The 23277-nt window shown below is 46.6% G+C and carries 23 protein-coding genes and 1 tRNA gene; 7 read left to right on the forward strand and 17 right to left on the reverse strand.

The window, feature by feature from the left end; all coding sequences use genetic code 11:
- Nucleotides 1-166: 166 nt before the first annotated feature.
- Nucleotides 167-361 (forward strand): YjzC family protein, encoded by a 195-nt coding sequence (locus LQV63_RS24400; RefSeq protein WP_019423256.1) that lies wholly within the window; start codon nucleotides 167-169, stop codon nucleotides 359-361.
- 389 nt (nucleotides 362-750) lie between these two features.
- Here LQV63_RS24400 and LQV63_RS24405 read toward each other — a convergent pair.
- From LQV63_RS24405 to LQV63_RS24420, 4 genes are all read right to left on the reverse strand, one after another.
- Nucleotides 751-841 (reverse strand) — tRNA-Ser (locus tag LQV63_RS24405).
- A 60-nt stretch (nucleotides 842-901) separates the two neighbouring features.
- The gene (locus tag LQV63_RS24410) at nucleotides 902-1105 is read right to left on the reverse strand and encodes a DUF951 domain-containing protein (RefSeq protein WP_019423255.1); all 204 of its coding nucleotides are present in this window, start codon (nucleotides 1103-1105) and stop codon (nucleotides 902-904) included.
- Between the two features lie 2 nt (nucleotides 1106-1107).
- On the reverse strand, nucleotides 1108-2037 hold the full coding sequence (locus tag LQV63_RS24415; RefSeq protein WP_233698638.1) for a mechanosensitive ion channel family protein: 930 nt from the start codon (nucleotides 2035-2037) through the stop codon (nucleotides 1108-1110).
- A gap of 19 nt (nucleotides 2038-2056) precedes the next feature.
- Nucleotides 2057-2344, reverse strand: a complete 288-nt coding sequence (locus tag LQV63_RS24420) for a DUF3343 domain-containing protein (protein WP_233698639.1) — start codon at nucleotides 2342-2344, stop codon at nucleotides 2057-2059.
- Between the two features lie 89 nt (nucleotides 2345-2433).
- Here LQV63_RS24420 and yyaC point away from each other — a divergent pair, with 89 nt between their 5' ends.
- Entirely contained in the window at nucleotides 2434-3021 is a 588-nt protein-coding gene (gene yyaC, locus LQV63_RS24425; protein WP_233698640.1) for a spore protease YyaC, read from the forward strand.
- A gap of 27 nt (nucleotides 3022-3048) precedes the next feature.
- Here the strand turns inward: yyaC and LQV63_RS24430 are convergent, their stop codons facing one another.
- The 13 genes from LQV63_RS24430 to rpmH all read right to left on the reverse strand — a co-directional run bounded on the left by LQV63_RS24430 (nucleotide 3049) and on the right by rpmH (nucleotide 17980).
- Nucleotides 3049-3555 carry a DUF4446 family protein gene (locus LQV63_RS24430; protein ID WP_233698641.1) on the reverse strand — a complete coding sequence of 169 codons (507 nt, stop codon included), beginning with the start codon at nucleotides 3553-3555 and terminating at the stop codon, nucleotides 3049-3051.
- A 34-nt stretch (nucleotides 3556-3589) separates the two neighbouring features.
- Nucleotides 3590-4741 (reverse strand): aminotransferase class V-fold PLP-dependent enzyme, encoded by a 1152-nt coding sequence (locus LQV63_RS24435; protein WP_233698642.1) that lies wholly within the window; start codon nucleotides 4739-4741, stop codon nucleotides 3590-3592.
- A gap of 499 nt (nucleotides 4742-5240) precedes the next feature.
- Nucleotides 5241-6095 (reverse strand): ParB/RepB/Spo0J family partition protein, encoded by an 855-nt coding sequence (locus tag LQV63_RS24440; RefSeq protein ID WP_019423249.1) that lies wholly within the window; start codon nucleotides 6093-6095, stop codon nucleotides 5241-5243.
- Nucleotides 6088-6849 (reverse strand): ParA family protein, encoded by a 762-nt coding sequence (locus tag LQV63_RS24445; RefSeq protein ID WP_019423248.1) that lies wholly within the window; start codon nucleotides 6847-6849, stop codon nucleotides 6088-6090. Before LQV63_RS24445 ends, LQV63_RS24440 begins: the two co-directional genes overlap by 8 nt.
- A 369-nt stretch (nucleotides 6850-7218) precedes the next feature.
- Nucleotides 7219-8034 carry a nucleoid occlusion protein gene (noc, locus tag LQV63_RS24450; RefSeq protein WP_019423247.1) on the reverse strand — a complete coding sequence of 272 codons (816 nt, stop codon included), beginning with the start codon at nucleotides 8032-8034 and terminating at the stop codon, nucleotides 7219-7221.
- A gap of 567 nt (nucleotides 8035-8601) precedes the next feature.
- Complete coding sequence (locus tag LQV63_RS31570; RefSeq protein ID WP_325175917.1) at nucleotides 8602-10977, reverse strand: S8 family serine peptidase; 2376 nt, start codon at nucleotides 10975-10977, stop codon at nucleotides 8602-8604.
- Nucleotides 10978-11199: 222 nt separating this feature from the next.
- The gene (gene rsmG, locus LQV63_RS24460) at nucleotides 11200-11922 is read right to left on the reverse strand and encodes a 16S rRNA (guanine(527)-N(7))-methyltransferase RsmG (protein ID WP_019423245.1); all 723 of its coding nucleotides are present in this window, start codon (nucleotides 11920-11922) and stop codon (nucleotides 11200-11202) included.
- Between the two features lie 72 nt (nucleotides 11923-11994).
- On the reverse strand, nucleotides 11995-13902 hold the full coding sequence (mnmG, locus tag LQV63_RS24465) for a tRNA uridine-5-carboxymethylaminomethyl(34) synthesis enzyme MnmG (protein WP_233698643.1): 1908 nt from the start codon (nucleotides 13900-13902) through the stop codon (nucleotides 11995-11997).
- Nucleotides 13903-14003: 101 nt separating this feature from the next.
- Nucleotides 14004-15380, reverse strand: coding sequence for a tRNA uridine-5-carboxymethylaminomethyl(34) synthesis GTPase MnmE (mnmE, locus tag LQV63_RS24470; protein ID WP_233698644.1), 1377 nt, complete (start codon nucleotides 15378-15380; stop codon nucleotides 14004-14006).
- A gap of 257 nt (nucleotides 15381-15637) precedes the next feature.
- Nucleotides 15638-16417, reverse strand: coding sequence for an RNA-binding cell elongation regulator Jag/EloR (gene jag / locus LQV63_RS24475; RefSeq protein WP_019423242.1), 780 nt, complete (start codon nucleotides 16415-16417; stop codon nucleotides 15638-15640).
- On the reverse strand, nucleotides 16414-17202 hold the full coding sequence (locus tag LQV63_RS24480) for a YidC/Oxa1 family membrane protein insertase (RefSeq protein ID WP_019423241.1): 789 nt from the start codon (nucleotides 17200-17202) through the stop codon (nucleotides 16414-16416). Before LQV63_RS24480 ends, jag begins: the two co-directional genes overlap by 4 nt.
- 90 nt (nucleotides 17203-17292) lie before the next feature.
- Entirely contained in the window at nucleotides 17293-17631 is a 339-nt protein-coding gene (gene rnpA, locus LQV63_RS24485) for a ribonuclease P protein component (protein WP_026011241.1), read from the reverse strand.
- 214 nt (nucleotides 17632-17845) lie between these two features.
- Nucleotides 17846-17980: a 50S ribosomal protein L34 gene (gene rpmH, locus LQV63_RS24490; protein WP_019423239.1), complete on the reverse strand. Its 135-nt coding sequence runs from the start codon at nucleotides 17978-17980 to the stop codon at nucleotides 17846-17848.
- Between the two features lie 898 nt (nucleotides 17981-18878).
- On the opposite strand from rpmH, the gene dnaA reads away from it, so the two are divergent.
- The 5 genes from dnaA to remB all read left to right on the forward strand — a co-directional run bounded on the left by dnaA (nucleotide 18879) and on the right by remB (nucleotide 23254).
- Nucleotides 18879-20234 carry a chromosomal replication initiator protein DnaA gene (gene dnaA, locus LQV63_RS24495; protein ID WP_019423238.1) on the forward strand — a complete coding sequence of 452 codons (1356 nt, stop codon included), beginning with the start codon at nucleotides 18879-18881 and terminating at the stop codon, nucleotides 20232-20234.
- Nucleotides 20235-20416: 182 nt separating this feature from the next.
- Nucleotides 20417-21559: a DNA polymerase III subunit beta gene (gene dnaN / locus LQV63_RS24500; RefSeq protein ID WP_019423237.1), complete on the forward strand. Its 1143-nt coding sequence runs from the start codon at nucleotides 20417-20419 to the stop codon at nucleotides 21557-21559.
- Nucleotides 21560-21643: 84 nt separating this feature from the next.
- Nucleotides 21644-21868 carry a S4 domain-containing protein YaaA gene (gene yaaA / locus LQV63_RS24505; RefSeq protein ID WP_019423236.1) on the forward strand — a complete coding sequence of 75 codons (225 nt, stop codon included), beginning with the start codon at nucleotides 21644-21646 and terminating at the stop codon, nucleotides 21866-21868.
- A 3-nt stretch (nucleotides 21869-21871) separates the two neighbouring features.
- A complete protein-coding gene (recF, locus tag LQV63_RS24510; protein ID WP_019423235.1) occupies nucleotides 21872-22984 on the forward strand; it encodes a DNA replication/repair protein RecF in 1113 nt (370 codons plus the stop codon).
- Between the two features lie 12 nt (nucleotides 22985-22996).
- A complete protein-coding gene (gene remB / locus LQV63_RS24515; RefSeq protein ID WP_019423234.1) occupies nucleotides 22997-23254 on the forward strand; it encodes an extracellular matrix regulator RemB in 258 nt (85 codons plus the stop codon).
- Nucleotides 23255-23277 lie beyond the last annotated feature (23 nt).

Below are 23277 nucleotides of genomic sequence, written 5' to 3' on the forward strand. Positions count from 1 at the left end.
TAGACAAATTACAGTCCACATGACGTTCTCCATGGGAAACCCAAGTTCACCATACAAAAGAAGTTTGATCTACTTGTACATTTCTCCACTCATGAAGCTCAATCCACCCGAGTACACTAAAGACGATATCGATCCACATATCATTAATGTACAGGAGGTCTTCAATATGGGCGAAAAAACCGAATTCGAGCCAGGCGATAAAGCACCGAACGATGCTGTCTATATGGAAGTGGGTGAAGTGAGCTTCCATACGGAAATTCAAGATCCAAAGCAGATCAGACTCAAAAAAGGCGAGCGATTTCCTGAGACCACAAACAAAGACCGCAAATGGAAGAAAAAATCGCATGCGCTGACGCACTGATTGTACATTTCCATTTTTACATTAATTTTTGTGCAAAACGATGTATATAAAAGATGAGTTCGGCCATAATAACAACTGACGGTGCGAAGCGAGGTGGGTTCCGTTGAATGATGGAGCGAAGAAACCAAGTGGAGACATCAACTCTTTACGACACAAGAGAAGCGAGGGGTTGTGCTAAAGACTATTCTGTCTGACACACGAGTTTCCTGTATGGCGTAAACCATATGCGATAGCCTAAGCCATCTGAAGAAGTGAAGTGTAGAAGTCAAATAAAGCACCGTCAACGAGGAAGGGACTTTGCGTACGCAAAGTCCCTTCATTCTTTATGAACCGGTAAATATACAAAAAACTCCGAAGCATATCGCTCCGGAGACTCATTTGCAATAAAATGGCGGAAAGGGTGGGATTCGAACCCACGCACGCCTTGCGACGCCTAGCTGATTTCGAGTCAGCCCCCTTGGGCCTCTTGGGTACCTTTCCATAGCAAAATTATTTTACCATAGGCTCCACTGAATTGCAATATCCCTTTCTGTTTTTCCCTTACTCTTCCGCTTGGGCCGATTTCAGCACTTTTTTCATGTTTTTTTCGAACTTGGCACGCGGAACGAGCACACTGTGCTTGCAGCCGACGCACTTAATCCGAATGTCCATCCCCATGCGGATAATTTCCATCTCATTTGTGCCGCACGGATGAGGCTTTTTCATCTGCACAATGTCACCCAAGGCAAAGGTTTTACGCTCCATGGTCAACTCTCCCCCTGTTCCACTCGCTGATACGTTACGAGGCGCGGATACGGTATTTCAATACCATGATCTTCAAGCGCCTTCTTCATTTCTGCATTCATTTGCCGGGATACGCCCGCCTGCGTGTACGGTCTGCATTCTGCGATAACACGAATTGTCACTTCAGATGCCGCTAACATTTGCACCCCTAATACTTGCGGTAAGGTGACGACATTCTCATTGCGTTCTGGCAGCGTTTCTAATGCCTTCGACATGACATCAATCGCTTCTTCCACATTCTCCTCATAAGCAATGGAAATATCGACAACAGCAATGGAATTGTTAAGCGAAAAATTCGTTACTTCTGTAATGATTCCATTCGGAATAATATGAACCTCTCCCGTCCAGCTATGAATGCGAGTGGAGCGCAATCCAATCATCTCGACCGTTCCTTGGAACTGGCCTACTTTGATTACATCCCCTACCGCAAACTGGTCCTCAAAAATAATGAAAAAACCAGTCATCACATCCTTCACCAGACTCTGTGCCCCGAAACCGACGGCAAGGCCTACGACCCCCGCCCCAGCCAGCAGCGGCGCTAAGTTCACATTGAATTCGGATAGAATCAATAAGATCATAATGAAATTCATAACTAACGAAGTTACATTTTTCAATAACTTCCCTACCGTAAGGAGACGCCTCGGGTTCATTCCCATTCTATTCTTCTCACGCTTGATTACCGTATGGTTAATCATCCGGTACACCACTCGAATTACGATGCGCGTAATGAGCACAATAAGTGCGATTTTGATCGCTTTGACCAAAATCATTTCCCAAGTTCCGCTATCGGTCAGCCAATCAATAATCCCATGCTGCCATTTTTCGAACAAGGATAACGTATTTTCGATATTATCTTCCACTGTTGGTGGGGTAGCCGGTTCTGCCCATAACATTGACTTCACTCCCTAATAACTACGTAATGCTTATGATTATATATTCCGCTCCTTGCTTACAAAAGATTCCTTTTATTTCAATATGCTCTGTTGCAACTAACGACTTCACCTGTTCCAGATTATCGGAATGAAATTGGATCGATAGTGCACAGCCAGCCGTAATTTCTTTCGGTGTCGGACAGGTATCAATGTCCAAGCCGACATATTCCATCAGCATTTCGGCCCGCAATGCTTGCTGCGTGGAATCAAATGCCATTACTAATTCTTCATTCGCATGACCGCTTTCCATATCTTCCCCTTCTTCCATCGAGGATACATTTTCCTAGCACAGAAGTATAAAAGTTCTCTTTCATCCATATACTAGTTACTACCATTAGTAGAAACGGAGGCTGCACGATGTCTTATCCCTTATTCAACGACCCAGCTCCTATCGAATGTCATCCTTGCAAAGTCGCTCATGATTCACCTGATGCTCTGCCTTTATTGATTCGTTCCTGTCAGGAGCATTTGACATTACGGGCCCCATATCGCTCGGTAACCGTCGTATGTATCGGAACGGACCGCTCCACCGGAGACTGCTTAGGTCCGTTAGTAGGCACGCACCTTGTTAAGCAGTCTTCTCCCTATTATCAGGTGCTCGGCACGCTTAATCAACCGGTTCATGCTATGAATTTGCAGGAAACGATAGAATCATTGCAAGCGGCAGACCCCCATTCGTTTATCGTTGCCGTAGATGCCTGTCTTGGCCAGAGCAGCAGCGTCGGGGCCGTCCAGATTCAACAAGGTCCAGTGCGCCCTGGTGCAGGGGTAAACAAACAATTGCCCCCGGTCGGCGATATGCATATTACTGGAATCGTCAACGTCGGAGGCTTTATGGAATATTTTGTATTGCAAAACACACGGCTCCACCTTGTGATGAGCATGGCAGAAATAATTGCAGAGACCGTTCATCAATCCGTTACAAGTACGGGTAGATTAAATTGAAATACTGTCGCCTCATCCTTGTCCAAGCTAGTTGGCGACTGCACGTCGCTGGGCTTCAGCTACTTCAATCGCTTGCTTTTCCTCCGGAGATAAAGAATATGGGGAATGCCCCTTCTCAAGCGGCTTCGCATATACATAGGAGTGTTCGCGTCCATGTATCCCTGTTATTACGATGCCATCCTGCTCATCGTCAATCCATGCAATCGAGAAGCTCAAATCGCTCCCATGCTCCGCAAAGGCGTTATAACGCTGAATGCCAACATGGGATTTCATCTTTTTCAATGACTTGCGAACTTGCTTCAAGTCCATATCGTGCAATTCGTTGGCATGCTGAAGTTTGGCAACATCCTCATGCATGCTGGACAAGACCATGTCCAAATGTTCAACCCCACTATCGCCCATAATAGCTGAGTATTGACGACGAAGCTTGCGCAGCTTCGCCCCTTGGACAAGAACAATAATAACTAGCATCAATGACAAACCTGCTGTACATAAAACGATCCACGGCAACCACTCGTTGACTTCATTCATCATAGGTCTCAGTTCTCTCCTGCCTCTAACTTATCCCTTACAAAATCCACTGTACGGCTTCCAACAAACGATCCACATCATCCTCAGACGTATTCCAACCTGCACTAATGCGAACCGCTCCTTGCCCGAGCGTGCCAGCTACCCCATGCGCCAACGGTGTACAGTGATAACCCGCTCTTACGGCAATCCCGAATTCTCGATCTAGACGATGGGCGATCGCAGCACTATCTGCCTGTTCTGACACAAAGGACACAATTCCGGTACGCGGGCGCCCCAGTTCCGGTCCCAACACTCGTATTCCATCCAAGGACAGCAGCGTTTCCATAATACGCTGTGATAAGTTCCATTCCTTAGTATAAATTTTTTCAACGGACTCATTCAGAACATACTTTACTCCAGCTTCCAATCCAGCAATTCCCGCCGTGTTCGGTGTTCCTGCTTCATATCGATCAGGCCGGGTTAATGGCTGAGTCACCTCTTCCGAGTGACTTCCCGTTCCCCCTTGAATCAAGGGCTCAATATCTATATCTGGATGAAGATACAAGCCACCGGTCCCCTGAGGGCCGAGCAGCCCCTTATGTCCTGGGAACGCCAGCATATCTATTCCCATTTGTTCCACCTGGATCGGCAGCAGTCCAGCAGATTGCGCCGCATCGACCAACAATTTCGCCCCATGACGGTGGCAAATAACGGAAATTTCTTCTACAGGAATGATGGACCCAAACAGGTTTGAGCTATGGTTGCAGATGACTAGCCTCGTGCGGGCAGTCATCGCCTGTTCCAATTGCTTTACATGTAAGTGCCCCTGTGTATCTGTATCCACATAAGTAACCAGAACCCCGTGCTTTCGCCTCAACACTTCGAGAGGCCTTCTGACCGAGTTGTGTTCAACCGCTGTTGCCACAACATGATCCCCTGGCCGAACGTAGCCATGTATCGCCATATTGAGTGCCATCGTCGTATTGTACGTGAAGGCAATATCGATGGGATTAGATACATGGAACAGCTCTGCCAGCGCCATTCTTGCCCGCAGCAGACGCTTGCCTGCGCGATTAGCCATTACATGTCCACCGCGCCCCGGATTTGCTCCTTCTTCTAGCATGGAGGCTTGCACCGCTTCCGCAACGGCTTGGGGTTTAGGCCATGAAGTTGCCGCATGATCGAAATAAATTATAGGGGAATGCGGCATATGAATTCCTCCTTCTAGAGGTTGTTCAAAAAGTTCCCTTTTGATCACGAAGCATCCCAAGATATGATTCGGCATCGAATCTTGCATTCACTCTCGAAGTTCTTATGCTTCCGCAGTATGTTTCCTTTGAAAACAGTTAAGGTGTTCATGTAGTCTTGCCTACACTACGCTCCCCCTTTCAAGTTTTGCGGAGCAAAACTCGCTTCGGAAGCATACGCTTCAAGTTCTTGCAACCTTCTCGGTGCTGAAAAGGGTCCTTTTTGAACTCTCATTTCTAGCTTACAGATGCATTTTAATATCTATAACTTTATCGCAAATGGTTACGTGTATATAGTACAATTTTGTAACCTTTTAGCTGTTACACAAAAAAAACTAGCATTCCTAGTTTAATCCTTCCTGCATCGGATGACAACTAACAATACTAGTGTATTTTCAATCATTTTTATTCTTTTTAGAGGTTGCTCAAAAAGGCCCCAGAGGCTTTTTGAACTCTCACCTTTTAGTTGGAAGATAACGTCTGCAGCATCTCTAATAAACGTTCTAAATCTTGTTTGCTAAAATAAGCAATTTCGATTTTTCCTTTATCTTTGTTTTGCTTTATTTTAACGGTTGTGCGAAACCGTTCTCTTAAGTTTTCTTCTAACTCATCCAAGTATGGATCCTTACGCGCTGTTTTCGCCTTATCAGCCGTTTTTCCCTTTTTATGAAGCTGCTGAATCGCTTCTTCCAGCTGTCGCACACTCCACTCTTGGCTTATGGCGGACTTAGCCAATTGCTTCACCTTCACTGGATCCTTCACTCCAACGATAGCGCGGGCATGTCCCATCGATAGTGTTCCACGTGAAACATATTCCTTTACTTCTTCTGGAAGTTGCAGCAGGCGCAGGAAATTGGCAATATGAGAGCGCGACTTCCCTACTTTTACAGACAACTCTTCTTGTGTTAATGCAAATTGGTCCATCAATGCTTGATACGCAAGCGCAAGTTCAATTGCATTCAAGTTTTCACGTTGCAAGTTCTCGATCAGGGCAATCTCCATCACTTGCTGATCCGAGAAATTACGAACGACTGCTGGAATCGTTGCTTGTCCTAGCAGTTGAGAAGCACGGAAACGACGCTCACCTGCAATGATTTCATATCCTTTTAATACACTGCGTACAATGATTGGCTGAATGACACCATGCTGCTTTATCGATTCGGCCAACTCTTGGATCGATTGCTCATCGAAATTTTTTCGCGGTTGATAAGGATTGGGACGCAGTTGCTGCAGTGATACTTCGACCACCTTATCATCATCGTTCACGGACAGCGACGGAATAAGTGCGTCCAATCCACGTCCTAAGCGCTTACTCATACGAAATCACTTCCTTCGCAAGTTCCAAATATACTTCCGCCCCTTTAGATTTAGGGTCATAGGTCATTATGGATTGACCATGCGACGGTGCTTCGCTTAAACGAATGTTTCGTGGAATGATCGTCTGATACACTTTTTGCTGGAAGTATTTTTTCACTTCTTCAATGACTTGAATTCCTAGATTCGTACGGGCATCGAGCATAGTCAACAGTACACCTTCAATTTGCAATGAGGTGTTCAAATGTTTCTGTACCAAGCGCACGGTATTCAACAATTGGCTTAAACCCTCCAATGCGTAATATTCGCATTGAATCGGAATAATGACCGAGTGTGAAGCCGTCAACGAGTTAATCGTTAAAATCCCTAATGAAGGTGGACAATCTATCAAAATGTAATCATAAAGATGAGCGACGAGCTGCAATGATTTCTTAAGACGAACTTCACGAGAAATCGTCGGCACTAACTCGATCTCTGCACCAGCCAATTGGATCGTTGCTGGAATAATATGCAGACCTTCCACCATAGTCGGAATGGTTGCATCTTTCGGATGCACATCGTTAATAATGACGTCATAGATGCAATTCGCCACATCTGCTTTGTTGATACCAACCCCGCTGGTCGTATTCCCTTGCGGGTCAATATCTACAAGTAATACCCGCTTCCCCAACAGTGCCAAACCTGCACCCAAATTTACCGTCGTCGTTGTTTTGCCGACGCCGCCCTTCTGGTTGGTAATGGCAATGACTTTAGCCATTCCTCTTCACCTCAATGTTGTTTCTTCGCGATTCTAGTTGCATTACTATATTGTTTCGTAAAACAGAAAAAGAGCGGCCCTCTTGCCTGCTGCCGCACTTTAATTAGCACTACGCATGACAACCAAATCGTGGCTTTGTTCTTACTCGAGCAACACCTTATTAAAGAAAATCAACGATACGTGTACCAGGTGAATCTAGTTGAGGTTGTTCAAAAAAACTTTTGATCTTCCAAAGTTGTCATTCGACATCGAATCTTGCATTCACTCTTGAAGAGCTTTGCTTCCGATCTAGTTTTCTTGCGAAAACTTGTGCTTCTCGGTGCCGAAAAGTGATCTTTTTGAACACGATCCTATGTTGTATGTTATCGTTTATCGTTTTGGTATTTTAATGACAATCTCATAATGATCCTCATGATCATGTTCATCTGTCTTTATCTGTAGCCCCGATCCTGACACCATCTCAATCGATTGACGAATCGTATTGAGCGCTAAACGAACATCCTTCGTAAAGGAAACCCGCTTTGATTTTTTGGACTTATGGACTTCTTTATAAAAAGCAACCCTTGCTTCCGTCTGCTTCACATTCAGTTCTTTTGCAATAATCTCTTCCAGAAGCTTCAATTGAATCTCTTCCGAATCAAGCCCAAGCAACGCCCTTGCGTGGCGTTCCGTAATTTTACGTCCCATTAAAGCTTGTTTGACTCCATCCGGCAAATGCAAGAGACGAATCTTATTGGCGATGGTGGATTGGCTTTTGCCCAACCGCTGCGCCAAGCTCTCCTGCGTTAACTCATGTAAATCAATTAATTTCTGATACGCAATCGCTTCTTCTATTGCTGTAAGTCCTTCACGCTGCAAATTCTCGATTAAGGCAATGGATGCCGCCTGGGAGTCATTAATTTCTCGGACGATACCCGGAATTGTATCCAAACCTAATTTTTTCACAGCACGCCAACGACGCTCACCGGCGATAATTTCGAATTTCCCATTACGCTGCCGGACGACGATGGGTTGAATTACACCATGTGTTTTAATGGTCTGACATAATTCATCAATTTTATCATCATCAAAAATTGTGCGTGGTTGATAAGGACTGGTGACAATCTCGTCCACCGGAAGTTGTTTCACCTCATCCAGCGATTGACGCTCCGCAAAACCGAATAACCGAGACAGTTGTTCTTTCATTTCCGTATAATACCACCTAACTTCAAAATAATGCCAGGCACATGAAGAAGCGGTAGTGCTCTGCTCCACTCTCATTGCGTTAGTCCTTCACTATACGTAAGCGCAATTAGGGACATGAAATGGTTCTTTCCTAAGCGCTTCCTATAGTAAACCAGGACAAAGATGCTGTCATGTAACAACGACGTAATCACCCATTATCATTCACGATGTCGTGAATGCATTAGAGTTGCAATGAGTTCTACAAATCTTTTCTTCGACAGAATGAATGCTTTTCCGCTATATATGTATTCTCCAAGCTCCTGCCTTTTTCCTGCCTTTTGGGAACATGAGTAAAAAAATAATGTTTCACGTGGAACATTTCCCCAAATCATCAAAAGCTTGCTTCTCTATCCTATCACAAATAGCGAGTTTATTTCATATATTTCTGACAAAAAGAGACGGGACTGCCAACTTTATTTATTCATGCATTGTTTGTGCATATGAATACATGTAAATTGATACATGAACTTCTATGTAAAAAGGTAGAGTGCTCGCCACTCTACCTCCATAATTTAACATTCAAATTTACTACTTAATAATTACGGTAATGGCTTGATTTTGCGTATTTCCGGCGGCATCTGCCAGTCTCAGCCACACGGTATGCTTGCCTTTTTTCAGACCGGCCTTGTCCAAGGAGACATAAAACGCCTTGTTTTCTTCATTGACATGCACCGGCTTCCATTCGCCTTGGTTAGACAAGCTCCATTGCACGGTAACGAGCGGCTTGCTCTCATCATATCCCGCTTCACCAAACATCGGGCGGGCAGCATAATCGAGCGCCAGCATCAAGTCTTGAAGCTTGCCGTTTAACACGCCCTTAGCTGCTTTTTTCTGATCGACGACGGCTTGTGGAGCCTTACGGTCAATGAGAATGATTTGGTCATCATCCATGCCTTGGCGTTGTTCCACAAAAGATTTAACCTTTATATTGTATAAACCGTCAGGTACCTTGTTGCCGACAACATCCATACCGCCCCAAGACATATCAAATAAACCAGCAGCATGCTGCTTTTCATTCTTGATAATGTATTGTCTGCCTCTTGCCTTCTCCGTGTCGTCAATCCGTTCAGCCGTCATGACAACTCTGTCAGAAGGAACGGTAATGTAATAATGAAACTGTATCGCTTTGCTAAAATCACCGTTTGGCGTCAACAATTGCCCATCAGCGAACAGCCCCGTCACAAGCGGATAATCATTCGCGCCGGCAATCAATTGGAACGGAATTTCAATCTGCCCCATTCCGCTCGTAAGAAGTAAAAGTCCTGTCAGCAATCCGTTTTCTTGCAATCCACCGACATTCCATTTTACGGGCACCGATACCGTCTCTCCCGCACGAGCCGTAACCGATGCCGGGAATTCCATGCTTAACTCAGATGTCATATTTTCTCGTTCTGCTTTAATCTCGTATGTTTGCGTCTCCTCGGAACGGTTCGTAATCGTGAACGATTGTTCGCGTGACGTCTTATTTTGATCTGCTTCTGTCATCAAGCCAAAGGAAAGCGCAGCCGGCTGTACGAATACGTCAGTGTTTAAAGCCTGCTCAAGGTTCAGCAGCCCGGCCCCTTGGGCGCTCCGTGGATAAGGATTTCCATTCACGTCTATTAATGATTCGGCATGCGCGACGAGCGCCGACTTAATCATGGCCGGCGTCCAATCAGGATGCGCCTCAATTAGAATAGCTGCAGCCGCAGCCACCTGAGGGGAAGCCATGCTTGTTCCGCTCATCCTGCCGTATCCTTCGTCTTTCAAGTCAAGCGGCAAGGAACTGCGAATGTCGATGCCCGGAGCAACCAAATCCGGCTTCATAAGCCATGTGCCGATAGCTGGACCGCGGGAGCTCATATCGGACACGCGAGCTCGCTTCTCCGATTTCCAATTCCAATCCGCTTGTCCAGACGTCCGCAATTGTTCGACGCCTTGCGCTGAAAGACTGGCCGCTGGAATCGATTTGGATTCATCTCCGCCCGTTATTCCAAGTTCCAATTCCCACTCTTGCTTCCCGTCCTTGTACAGCAGCAGGCCGCTTGCCCCGGATTTGACTGCAGCTTCATACCAATCGCTCGGCCATTCCTCCCCCGCATTAACGACCAGCAGTTTTCCTTTATGAGACTGCTTCGCCAATTGCTCGGCCGTAACCTTGTTCAGGAAGGTCGGTTCTACCGTACCATTGTTAGGGAATGCCCGCACATCTTTGGCTGGAATAAGCCGCACCGTTCTATCCTCGTGCTGCAGCAGCGGCATCTCTTGTGTCAAGGTCGCCGCCCCTACCGTAATGATCTCGTCCATTCCGCCAGGAGCCGTAATGTTCCATTTTTCAATGCCGTCATTGCCGGCAGATGTCACGACGACGATCCCCTGCTTGACCGCATCGGCAATTGCGATAGACAATGGTTCGCCCGGAGCGTTAATATCAGCACGCATCGACAAATTGATAACTTTCGCTCCATCCTTCACAGCTTGCTTCAACGCAGCGACGACCGGTGTCGTGTTATCATGAATTTTGGTACCGATAGCGCGATACACAAGCAATGAAGCGCCAGAGGCTTGTTGAGCTACGATGCCAGCGACATGTGTGCCGTGGCCCTTCTCATCCTGTGGATTCGCATCATTTTCCACAAAGTCATAGGCGCCGGATATCCGATCTTTTAGTAATGGATGATTGACGTCTGCTCCCGAATCAATGATCGCAACCTTAACCCCTTTTCCCGTATAGGGGATGCTGGATGACGTTGGAGAGGAGCCATTTCCTTGCTTATCCGGTTGTTCCGCCTTCGCTATTTTTCCTTGAGACCCTCCTGCAGCCGAAGCCGTACCCGCATGGAAGAACGGCGCAAATAAGCAAGCGGCCATAGCGAACGCACAAGTCACTGCAATCATGCGATGCCGCCAAGATGATGTGGACATTACTTGATTCCCTCTTTCTAAGTTGTTCTAAGATGTGTTTGGTACTGTTTATAAAGGTTGTTCTAACGTACTTTTAGCACTATTTTTTCCGATCACGCATTTATAGTAACTTAATCTTTTGACGCACAATTAAATAATTTGTTACTTTTTTTAGAAAATACTACAAAAATATATAAAAAAAGAGCCGATTGCTCGACTCTTCTACCATTTCAAACTATAAAATTATACTATCGGGGACTTTAACGGAGTTCCGGGCTTCCGCGGGTATGCCTTAGGTGTAGGCCCTGTCTTCTTCACGATTACAATGTGGCGTTCCGCTTGCTCAATGGGCAGCTTCAATGCACAATCAGACACGAACTGTGCCTGCAGCACCTGTAGACTACGCTTCGCTTCCACCAATTCCTCCTGTGGATTCGTCCCCTTCATGGCAGCGAATGTACCGCCTGGTCTGACGAAAGGCAAGCAGAACTCGTTCAATACATTCAACCTTGCTACCGCACGCGCCGTAGCCAAATCATAACGATCGCGATGCTCTGGCTTGCGCGCCACCTCTTCCGCCCGCCCGTGAATGCAGGTGACGCCGATTAGTCCTAGTTCCTGCGACAAATGGTTTAAAAATTGGACTCGTTTATTAAGCGAATCCACAATCGTCAACTGGATATGCGGAAACATGATTTTTAACGGAATCCCGGGAAATCCCGCGCCAGATCCGATATCGGCCATCGACTGAACGTCGGCCATCGGAACATGGAAGCCGAGCGTCAAGCAATCATAGAAATGCTTCTCATACACAAGAGCCCGCTCCGTAATGCCCGTCAAGTTCATTCGTTCATTCCAATCCGCCAAAATGCGGTGATACATATCAAACTGTTCCCACTGTGTGTCCGAGACTGACCATCCGTGCTCGGATAACCAGCCCGCAAACTGTTCTTGTACGGCATCCATCATCTGAATCTCCTATACAGCAATATGTGCACAATTTATGTGCCTTACAGCCGCTAGCTAAGCCGACTGCGATTATTCCTCGTCGCTCTGAGACTGCTTAATTGCCGTTACACGGTTATAATGCTCCAAATAAACGAGCAGGATGGAAATATCCGCAGGCGATACCCCAGATATGCGGGTAGCCTGGCCGATAGAGAGCGGTCGGATCTTCGCCAGCTTCTGCTTCGCTTCCGAAGCGATTCCGTGCACGTCATGATAATCGATATCATGTGGAATCAGCTTCTTCTCCATCTTGCGCAGCCGTTCCACTTGCAGAAGCTGCTTCTCAATATATCCAGAATATTTGATCTGGATCTCGACCTGTTCCTTCATCTCTTCATCCAATTCCAGCGTGGACGGATAGAGCTGCTCCACATGAGCGTAGGTCACTTCAGGACGACGCAACAGCGTCATTACATCACAGCCGTTTACCAGCGGGGCCGATCCTACTTCGGCGAGCATCGCCTGCACCGCTTCATCCGGCTTCACCTTCGTCGTCTTCAGACGATCCAGCTCCTGCTCCACCAATTCCACCTTACACTTGAACGATGTATAGCGCTCCTCGGTAATAAGTCCGATATCATAACCAATTGGCGTGAGCCGCAGATCAGCATTATCATGACGCAACAGCAGACGATACTCAGCACGTGAAGTGAGCAGACGATATGGCTCGTTCGTTCCCTTCGTGACCAAATCATCAATCAGAACGCCAATATAAGCTTGCGAGCGGTCCAAAATGACAGGAGGCTGCTCCTGTACTTTACGAGCGGCGTTAATACCCGCCATTACTCCCTGCGCAGCCGCTTCCTCATAACCGGATGTTCCGTTAATCTGTCCTGCTGTGAACAAGCCCTCGACCTTCTTCGACTCCAGCGTAGGCCAGAGCTGTGTCGGAACGACCGCGTCATATTCAATCGCATACCCAGTCCGCATCATTTCTACGTTTTCCAGGCCGGGAACCGAACGCAAAATCTTTAACTGCACGTCTTCTGGCATACTTGTCGATAATCCTTGCACGTAATATTCAGCCGTATTCTTCCCTTCCGGCTCCAGAAACACTTGATGCTTCGGTTTATCGGCAAAACGCACTATTTTGTCTTCTATAGACGGACAATAACGCGGTCCCGTTCCTTCAATAACCCCAGAGAACATCGGGGCGCGGTGCAAATTCTCGTTAATGATCCGGTGCGTGTCTTCCGATGTGTACGTAAGCCAGCACGGCAGCTGTTCATTGTCCGAGGACTTGGTCTCATAGGAGAAAAATTTCGGATTCTCATCTCCAGGTTGGATCTCTGTTTTGGAAAAATCGATCGAATGCTTATGGACGCGCGGCGGCGTTCCCGTCTTGAAGCGCACTAGCTCAAAGCCATGCTTGCGCAAGCTCTCCGACAGCTTCAAAGAAGGCTGCTGGTTATTCGGGCCGCTCTCATACATTAACTCGCCCATAATGATTTTTCCGCGCAAATAAGTTCCTGTCGTCAGCACAATGGCTTTCGCAAGGTACTGGGCGCCCGTCTTTGTCTCAACGCCTACGCATTTGCCGTCTTCTACGATAAGCTCCTCCACCATGCCTTGACGCAGTGTCAAGTTTGGTGTCGATTCTATCGTTTCCTTCATCGTTTGCTGGTACAAAAATTTATCCGCCTGCGCGCGCAATGCGTGGACGGCCGGTCCTTTACCGGTATTCAGCATCCGCATTTGGACGAATGTCTTATCAATGTTGCGCCCCATTTCACCACCGAGCGCGTCAATTTCGCGTACGACGTGCCCTTTGGCTGGTCCGCCGATCGACGGGTTGCACGGCATGAAAGCAACCATATCTAAATTAATCGTTAACAGCAGCGTATTGCAGCCCATGCGTGCGGCCGCCAACGCGGCTTCACAGCCTGCATGACCGGCACCGATAACGATGGCGTCATATTGTCCTGCTACAAATGACATGCGTCTCCCTCCTTTATCCTGCACACTTGCTCTGTTACCATTAGAGGTTGTTCAAAAAGTCCACTTTTGATCACGAACCTTTTTTTGAACTCGCACTAAAATTATTTGCCTAGACAGAATTGGGAGAAGATCTGATCAATTAACGAATCCCCTACGGCATCGCCAATAATTTCTCCAAGCAGCTCCCACGCAGTGCGTACATCAATTTGAATCATATCGATAGGAATGCCTTGTTCAGAGGCCTCAACCGCATCATGAAGCGACTGCAGCGTCTTTTTCAACAGGGAGATGTGTCGAACGTTGCTGACATACGTCATGTCGTTTGACTCGATGCTGCCGCTGAAAAAGAGAGCGGAGATCGACTTCTCCAGGGAGTCCATCCCCTCTTGCTCTTTGACAGACATCGTTACGATACTGCCCTCTCCAAACACGGCTTTCAATTCATCTTCCTCTAACCGTTTAGGCAGATCCATTTTATTCACAATTACAATCACTTGTCTACCCACAATTTGCTGCATCCACTCCCGTTCATCCGGATGAAGAGGTTCATTGTGGTTCACGACGAACAGAACAAGGTCGGCTTCCTGCAGCGCGCTTCTGGACCGCTCCACCCCGAGGCGTTCGACAATGTCTGAAGTTTCGCGAATGCCTGCCGTATCGAGTAGACGAAGCGGAATTCCATTTATCGTCACGAATTCCTCGATAACGTCGCGGGTTGTGCCAGGAATATCCGTCACAATCGCTTTATTATCTTGAGCGAGGGCGTTCAGCAGCGATGATTTTCCCACATTCGGTCTCCCAATGATGGCGGTCACGATGCCCTCCCTTAATATTTTCCCTTCTGAGGCCGTCTTTAACAACTTTTCAATTTCCGATATCACTTGTCCACACCGCTCTTGAATGAAGAGGCTCGTCAATTCCTCCACATCATGCTCCGGATAATCGATATTAACCTCAATGTGGGCAAGCGTCTCGATTAAAATATGCCGCAGCTGTTTGATACGTGTGGACAACTGTCCCTCCGCTTGCTTCATCGCTACGGAGAAGGCGCGGTCCGACTTGGAGCGAATCAAATCCATGACTGCTTCAGCTTGGGACAGGTCAATACGCCCGTTCAGGAATGCGCGCTTCGTAAATTCTCCTGGCTCCGCAACGCGAATTTGCTGCTGCAGAAGCAGGTCCATCACCTTGCGCACCGAGATAATGCCGCCATGCGCATTAATCTCCACCACATCCTCGGCCGTGAACGAACGCGGCCCTTTCATGACGGTCACCAGCACCTCTTCCACTTTTTCACCGTTATCAGGGTCAACGATGTGACCGTAGTGAATCGTGTGGCTGTCCGCCTCCGTCAGCTTCGTCTTCGAGCGAAAAATGCGCTCCACCTCGGTAAGCGCCCCTTCCCCGCTTACACGTATAATGGAAATGCCACCTTCGCCAAGCGGAGTTGACACCGCCGCAATCGTTTCATACATCATGCTATGATACCCTCCTTACATGAGCCATCCATGTTCTATATATCAAGTTATAACCCGTTTATCTGCCTTTCAGCAGATTATTTTTCACCTTTACTTTCTCTTAAGGAATGTTTGGTTTCGCTTTATCGATTTACAGAACTTAACCATTTCTTATTGGTTAAAAAAATGCAATGATTACTCCTGAATCAGGCGCAACCATTGCATCTTGAGTCTGTCTTTACGCATTTATAAATATGGATTCATAATGGCAATCGTGTTTATTTCAACGTAATGACGACGCGGCGGTTAGGATCTTCGCCTTTGCTAAAGGTCTTCACCTTCTGGTGATCCTGCAGCTTCGCATGAATGATCTTGCGTTCCTGCGGTGTCATTGGTTCCAATACAACCTCTTGCCGTGTGCGAATCACTTTGCTCGCCAGACGGTCGGCAAGCGATTCAAGCGTCTTCTTCCGGCGCTCGCGAAATTGCTCTGCATCAAGGATAATACGGAGATGATGCTTGGAATAACGGTTGGCAACCAGGTTCGTTAAATATTGCAACGAATCCAAGGTTTGACCCCGGCGCCCAATAATAAGCCCCAAATCCGAGCCGCATATATCCAAAGTAACGGTATCTTTGCGTTTATGTACCGTAACTTCTACTTCAAGCCCCATCGAGCGCGCCACATCGGTAATGAACTGTTTCGCTTCCTCAATCGGGTCTTTCCCGTCGATAGAGGAATCCGAAGATACATTGAATGTGCCCTCTTCTCTTGACGACAAGCTAGCTGCGCTCTCTTCCACCTTTACTGCCGCGACATGAACCGGCTTAGCAAACGATGTTGATTCTGACTTTGGTTCAGGGTGCGGCGATGCTGAAGCATCCGCACGGAGCGTGAGTTCCACTTTCGCAGGACGCACTCCGATAAGACCGAACAGTCCGCGCGATGGCTTGACCAACACGCGAACCGCTACTCGATCTGCCGTAACGTTCCATTGTTCCAATCCGTTTTGTACTGCATCTTCGATCGTTTTTCCTGATACAATCAGCGTCTTCATTTCGCCGGTTGAACCTCCTTATCTTTGGAACGATAAAGGAAATAGTTCTGTACAATGGTAAACGTGTTGCTAAATACCCAGTACAATGGGAGCGCAGCTGGAAAGTTGAGCGACATGACAAAAATCAGTACAGGGAAAATCAGCATCATGAACTGCATCGATGACTGCATCGGATTTTGGCTAGCCATCATCTTCGACTGCACGAACGTCGTCAGAGCAGCAATAATCGGGAGCACATAATATGGGTCAGGTTGTCCCAACTTCAGCCATAAAAATGTATGCTCGCGAATTGCCGAGTTCATATAGATAGAGTTATACAATGCGATAAACACCGGCATTTGAATAAATACCGGCAAACAACCGGCAAGCGGATTGACATTGTGCTGCTGGAACAGCTTCATCGTCTCTTCCTGCTGCTTTTGCGGATTGTCTTTATGCTTCTTCTTTATTTCAGCGAGCTGAGGCTGCAGCTTCTGCATTTCCTTCGAGCTGCGCATTTGTTTAATCGTAAGCGGTAAAATACAAGCACGCACGATAACGGTCAGGAGCAGGATAGCAAACCCGTATTCTCCTTGAAACCACCCTGCAAACGTATCCAACGCCAACGAAAAATAATAGACCACATTACGCTCCCAGAAGTTTCCCTGCAGCAAGTCTTCAGTCTTCAGCGTAGTGGTCGATGACGTACATCCAGTCAGTACAACTAGTAACAGAACAGATACCGCCACTAAGAGCCATTTGCGGTTCGAAAACAACTTCTTCAGCGACAATAACGACAATAGCATAACCCCTCTCTTCAACCATCCGATTCCAAAGTAAATATATCATATTTCCAGCGTCAAAGGAAACGGTTCGATCACGTACCGCCGCACCATTTATTTCAGTACGGAAGCTTTGCGGAGCACATGATGAACACTTTTGGACAGCTGCTCATAATTCATCGTCGTCGCCCCTTTGCGCACGATAAAAATCAAATCGACATGATCAACCACGCGGTCGGATTGAAGTCTGACAATTTCTTTAATCATTCGGCGCATGCGGTTGCGCATGACGGCATTGCCAATCTTTTTGCTCGCCGACACCCCAACGCGAAATCTGTCCACTTGAGGGCGGTTAAAAACATAAAGAACCAGCTGGTGATTCGCGAATGAGCGACCGTAGCGGTATACCCGGGTAAAATCTGCGCGGTCCCTAAGCCGATACTTTTTCTGCACGTCCATTCTCCTATCTTTCCTCTGACAAGCAATCACCTGTATGTACCACCGCAATGATGCCGACAAAATACATTAACAAAGTATGCGCTACTGTCAAAAGGAATAAACGTTACCCTTATTTCCTTAAAGTAAGAGTTCAAAAGGAGCCTCTTGAACAACCTCTTTAGTAAAATAAGAAAAAAAGACCACCGCAGTGGTCTTGCATTCACGCCTATTATGCGCTCAATTCTTTTCTGCCTTTTTGGCGACGAGCAGCTAACACCTTGCGGCCGTTTTTCGTGCTCATTCTTTTACGGAAACCGTGAACTTTCTTGCGTTTGCTCACGTTTGGTTTAAATGTCGGTTTCAACGTACTGCACCTCCTCAAATGATATATGTCATGGTGAACCAATCCATTGTTTCATTATATCTCTTTTCGGTCTGATTGCGCAAAATTCCTTTATATAGTTAATCAGAATCCCGATGAAAAGTCAATATTTATCCATCATCTGGTGGTGTCTTTCCACTTGCTCATTTTTGCATCACTCTTTTATGTTCCATCGGATTCATACGCATCGTCTTCCTATCCACAGTCCGAGTCTATTCATTTCTCCGTTTTTAGTTACACACATGTGCAAAACATTTTGAAAATCGACAATTTACCATTCTATCTTGTGTATAACAATTCGAACGATCTTGTCCACAGCTGTCGAAAGACAACATGTTATGAACAATATGTAGTGGTGTATATAATTTTTATACACAAGTTATTGAATTTGTGGATAAAAAACGGGCTGTCGTTGAAAAATAAGGGCTCATCTGCTATGATTATATTGCTTTTCGGTTGTGAATAGTGATTGTGGATATATAATTATCAACAACCTGTGGATAAAGTTGTGAACAATTCAGTTTTTGTTGTTATAAATTGTCCGACACACTCTGCGTATTGTGGATAAATAATAGCACGAAACGGTATACTTCGACATTTTTTATGTCCGTTTCACGTACGCGATGAAGCGGAATATTGTCATGTCATGTCAGCATAGACCCCGACAAAACGCCCTTATAAAGAGGGCTTTCTGCGCCTTGGAGAGCCTTCTTTGCGTCTTGTCGGGGCAATTGTCCTTTTTTGATGAATACTCATCGAATTCTATTCATCGCTTAGAAACACACGTCCATTTTACAAGGGCTGAGCCGTACGTAAGGCGTTTAACGCCGGTAAGCGCGTCATGTGACGACGCAGCAGGTTTGAAGGAGTGAAGCAATCTGTGGAGCGCCAAGCGAATGAACATTGGCAGGAAATATTGTCCGTCATCCAGACCAAGCTAAGCAAGCCAAGCTTCGATACTTGGTTTAAGGCCACAAAAGCGGTCAAGTTTACGGACACGCAACTACTCATCACCGCGCCGACCACTTTTGCGGTCGAATGGCTGGAAAGCCGCTATACGAAGCTGGTTAGCTCGACGATCATGGAAATGACGGGCAAACAAGTGGACGTCAAGTTCATAATCGAAGAAGCGGCCCAAGCAGAGCCGGAAATCGTGCAGCCACAGACTCCGCTAATTAGCAAAGCGGTCCATGATGAACAGGCTCCGAACATGCTTAATCCGAAATATACGTTCGACACGTTCGTTATCGGATCGAACAACCGCTTTGCGCATGCCGCCTCGCTAGCCGTTGCGGAAGCACCAGCCAAAGCGTACAACCCTTTATTTTTATACGGAGGCGTCGGGCTGGGCAAGACTCACTTGATGCATGCGATCGGACATTATATTTTAGAGCATAACCCGGCGTGCCGCGTCGTTTATACGACTTCAGAGAAGTTCATGAACGAATTCATTAACGCAATCCGCGATAATCGCGGGGAGAGCTTCCGTAACAAGTACCGCAACATCGACATTTTGCTTATTGACGACATTCAGTTTTTGGCGGGGAAGGAACAGACGCAAGAAGAGTTCTTCCATACGTTCAATGCGCTGCACAACGAAAATAAACAAATCGTCATTTCAAGCGATCGTCCGCCGAAGGAAATCGAGACGCTTGAGGAACGGCTGCGCTCCCGCTTTGAATGGGGACTCATTACTGATATCCAGCCGCCCGATTTGGAAACAAGGATCGCCATCTTGCGCAAGAAGGCGAAAGCAGAAAATTTGGACATCCCGAACGAAGCTATGGGCTATATCGCCAATCAAATCAATACGAATATCCGTGAGTTGGAAGGGGCGTTAACGCGGGTTGTTGCCTTTTCGACGATGACGAATCAAGATATAACGACTCATCTGGCAGCCGAAGCTTTGAAGGACATCATTCCATCGAGCCGGCCGAAAATGATTACGATACAAGATATACAGCACAAGGTGGGCGAGTTCTACGGCATGAAGCTGGAGGATTTCAAAGCGCGCAAGCGGACGAAGGCCGTTGCGTTCCCACGTCAAATTGCTATGTACTTATCTCGCGAGCTGACCGATTATTCGCTGCCTAAGATAGGAGAAGCGTTCGGAGGGCGTGACCATACAACAGTCATCCACGCTCATGATAAGATTACCCAAAATATTCAGCAAGATCAGGAGTTATATAAAGTGATTCAAAATCTAATCGATAAAATTAAAAACCCGACCTTGTGAACAATATAAAAAGCCTATGCACAAACTATACACATGTGGATAGGCTTTACTTTATGCCCTTTTGAGACACTTATCCACATATTCAGGACCCCTACTATTACTACTATATTTTAAAAGATTATATAGATCATCATAAGAGCAGCATGACAAGATTCAACGCTAAAGCGTTAAGGAGTGAGCACATGAAACTGTCGATATTGAAAAATGAACTAAATGAGGCGATACAAAACGTATCCAAGGCGATTTCCAGCCGGACTACAATTCCCATTTTGAGCGGGATTAAAATGGACGTTACGTTTCAAGGCGTAACGCTTACTGCAAGCGATACCGACATTTCCATCCAAAGCTTTATTCCGGTGGAAGATGATCGTCAAACGATCGTCCAAGTCGAACGTCCAGGCAGTGTTGTTTTGCCGGCTAAATTCTTTGTTGAGATCATCAAAAAGTTACCATCCCAGGATGTGGAAATCGAAGTAAAAGACCATTTCCAAACTTTTCTGCGTTCGGGAACGACAGATATTCAAATGGTCGGTCTTGATCCAGAAGAATTTCCGGTTTTGCCAAGCATTGAAGAGAATCAAGTCATTACCGTAAATGGTGATTTGTTGAAGACAATGATTAAGCAGACCGTATTTGCAATTTCATCTAACGAAACCACTCCGATATTAACCGGGGTGCTGTGGTATTTGAACGAAGGGAATTTGAAGTTCGTAGCAACGGACCGTCACCGTCTGGCCAGCCGCGTGGCAGATATTCAGGTGGATCCGGAGCTGAGATTTAACAATGTCGTCATTTCCGGCAAAACGCTCAACGAGCTGAGCAAAATCATCCCTGATCAAAATAAGATGGTCGATATTGTTGTCGCCGACAATCAAGTACTATTCAAAATTGATCGTGTCTTATTTTATTCACGTATTTTGGACGGGACGTATCCCGATACTTCTAAGATTATTCCGCAGCAATACAAAACAGAACTCGTCTTGGACACGAAAAAATTGACAGATGCGATCGACCGTGCTTATTTGCTTTCTCGTGAAGAAAAGACAAATATTGTGCGCCTGCAGACGAAAGAGGACGGAACGATTGAAATTTCATCCAGCTCGTCCGAGCTAGGCCGCGTTCAGGAGCAGCTTGAAGTGAAAGAGTTCAATGGGGAACCGCTGCGTATTGCGTTTAACTCTAAATATATGCTGGATGTGTTAAAAGTTGTTGAATGTGAACATATTTTCATCGGATTTACGGGAGCCATGAGTCCGATTATTATTAAACCAACCGAGCATGTGAACAGCTTGCACCTGATTTTGCCATATCGTACGACGAACTGATCGTGCACGGCAGTTTACATGTGATGCGCCTTACGGTACAGTCAGAGTATACGCAAGGCGGTACGGCAACAAGGAGGAAGCGACATGAACGACATTAAGGTTTCAACGGAATATATTACGCTTGGTCAATTTCTGAAGCTAGCGAACTGTGCGTCGACGGGAGGCCATGCCAAGGTGATGTTGGCGGAAGCTATGGTCAAAGTGAATAGCGAAGACGAAGCGCGGCGAGGACGCAAGCTGTATGCTGGAGATGTCGTCAGCGTGGAAGGATGCGGAACGTTCCGCATCGTGCCCGCTCAGGGGGAGTAGCGGGTGTTCGTCAAAAGCGTTGCATTGAAGCAGTATCGCAATTACGAGGCTCTTGAAATGGACACGAGCAACCGGGTCAATATTTTTATCGGGAACAATGCCCAAGGCAAGACGAACTTGCTGGAATCAATCTTTGTACTCGCCTTGACCAAGTCCCATCGGACGTCTAAGGACAAGGAGCTTATTGGCTGGGAAGCGGAGCAAGCTCAGCTTAAAGCTGTAGTAGATCGGAAATATGGTGCCGTGCAGCTGGAGCTTAATATTTCCCGTCAAGGCAAAAAGGCGAAGCTGAACGGGCTTGAACAGAAAAAATTAAGCGGGTTTATCGGTGCATTGAATGTCGTCATGTTCGCTCCGGAAGATTTAGAAATTGTTAAGGGCGCTCCCGGCATACGCCGCCGGTTTTTGGACATGGAAATCGCTCAGGTGCAGCCAAGCTATCTGTATCATTTGCAGCAGTATCAGAAGGTGCTTGTGCAGCGCAACAATCTGTTGAAGCAGATGTGGAGCAGTCCGAGCTCACAGGCAAACACCATGCTGGAAATCTTCAACGAGCAGTTGGCGGATAACGGTGTTAAAGTTGTCAAGAAGAGGAAACAATATTTAAAGAAGCTGCAAACGTGGGCAGAACAGATTCATGCGGGAATTACGAACGAACGTGAAGCGCTCACGGTAGAATATGCGCCTTCGTTTACAGTGTCTGACGAAGATGACGCTGTCTTATTTGAGCAATTTATGATAAAGTTAACACAAATGAAAGACCAGGAGGTGCGGCGCGGCATGACACTTGTCGGGCCGCACCGGGACGATCTAGCCTTTTTTATTAACGGCAAAGAAGTGCAAACGTACGGATCTCAGGGGCAGCAGCGGACGACGGCATTGTCGTTGAAGCTTGCTGAAATAGAGCTCATGCATGAAGAAATAGGGGAATATCCCGTACTGTTGCTCGATGATGTATTGTCCGAGCTGGATTCGTTTCGGCAAACGCAGCTGATTGAAACCTTTCAGAGTAAAGTACAGACGTTCATCACGACAACGGGCATTGAAGGCATTAACACAAGCAAGCTGCAAGATGCAAATATGTTCCACGTGGAAAACGGGCAAGTTAAGCGTTAAGGGGTGAGCGGGATGTATATTCATTTGGGCGGAGAGAGGGTTATTCGGTCCTCAGAACTGGTCGCTATTTTTGATGTGTCGATAGAAAAATCATCCAAGCTATCCAAACAGTTCGTGGCGAACGCGCACAAGGTGAGAAATGTGGAGACGATAGGCGAGGAAGCTGCGAAATCCATCGTCGTGACGAAGGGAAAAGTATTTTACTCTCCGATATCATCGACGACATTGAAGAAACGTGCGCATCATTTAGTGCGAGTGGAAGAAGCATAGGCGGAACTGAAATTTATGAAGTA

This window comes from Paenibacillus profundus (assembly GCF_021369635.1).
Taxonomy (GTDB): domain Bacteria; phylum Bacillota; class Bacilli; order Paenibacillales; family Paenibacillaceae; genus Paenibacillus_B; species Paenibacillus_B profundus.

Bases quoted from the DNA above. Each gene is read 5' to 3' on its own strand.
- LQV63_RS31570 (WP_325175917.1), bottom strand. From the start codon at position 10,977: ATGTCCACATCATCTTGGCGGCATCGCATGATTGCAGTGACTTGTGCG.
- jag (WP_019423242.1), bottom strand. From the start codon at position 16,417: ATGAAGACGCTGATTGTATCAGGAAAAACGATCGAAGATGCAGTACAA.
- mnmE (WP_233698644.1), bottom strand. From the start codon at position 15,380: ATGATGTATGAAACGATTGCGGCGGTGTCAACTCCGCTTGGCGAAGGT.
- yaaA (WP_019423236.1), top strand. From the start codon at position 21,644: ATGAACGACATTAAGGTTTCAACGGAATATATTACGCTTGGTCAATTT.
- LQV63_RS24400 (WP_019423256.1), top strand. From the start codon at position 167: ATGGGCGAAAAAACCGAATTCGAGCCAGGCGATAAAGCACCGAACGAT.
- LQV63_RS24415 (WP_233698638.1), bottom strand. From the start codon at position 2,037: ATGTTATGGGCAGAACCGGCTACCCCACCAACAGTGGAAGATAATATC.
- LQV63_RS24435 (WP_233698642.1), bottom strand. From the start codon at position 4,741: ATGCCGCATTCCCCTATAATTTATTTCGATCATGCGGCAACTTCATGG.
- yyaC (WP_233698640.1), top strand. From the start codon at position 2,434: ATGTCTTATCCCTTATTCAACGACCCAGCTCCTATCGAATGTCATCCT.
- LQV63_RS24440 (WP_019423249.1), bottom strand. From the start codon at position 6,095: ATGAGTAAGCGCTTAGGACGTGGATTGGACGCACTTATTCCGTCGCTG.
- LQV63_RS24410 (WP_019423255.1), bottom strand. From the start codon at position 1,105: ATGGAGCGTAAAACCTTTGCCTTGGGTGACATTGTGCAGATGAAAAAG.
- LQV63_RS24420 (WP_233698639.1), bottom strand. From the start codon at position 2,344: ATGGAAGAAGGGGAAGATATGGAAAGCGGTCATGCGAATGAAGAATTA.
- LQV63_RS24430 (WP_233698641.1), bottom strand. From the start codon at position 3,555: ATGATGAATGAAGTCAACGAGTGGTTGCCGTGGATCGTTTTATGTACA.
- noc (WP_019423247.1), bottom strand. From the start codon at position 8,034: ATGAAAGAACAACTGTCTCGGTTATTCGGTTTTGCGGAGCGTCAATCG.
- rsmG (WP_019423245.1), bottom strand. From the start codon at position 11,922: ATGGATGCCGTACAAGAACAGTTTGCGGGCTGGTTATCCGAGCACGGA.
- LQV63_RS24480 (WP_019423241.1), bottom strand. From the start codon at position 17,202: ATGCTATTGTCGTTATTGTCGCTGAAGAAGTTGTTTTCGAACCGCAAA.
- dnaN (WP_019423237.1), top strand. From the start codon at position 20,417: ATGAAACTGTCGATATTGAAAAATGAACTAAATGAGGCGATACAAAAC.
- mnmG (WP_233698643.1), bottom strand. From the start codon at position 13,902: ATGTCATTTGTAGCAGGACAATATGACGCCATCGTTATCGGTGCCGGT.
- LQV63_RS24445 (WP_019423248.1), bottom strand. From the start codon at position 6,849: ATGGCTAAAGTCATTGCCATTACCAACCAGAAGGGCGGCGTCGGCAAA.
- remB (WP_019423234.1), top strand. From the start codon at position 22,997: ATGTATATTCATTTGGGCGGAGAGAGGGTTATTCGGTCCTCAGAACTG.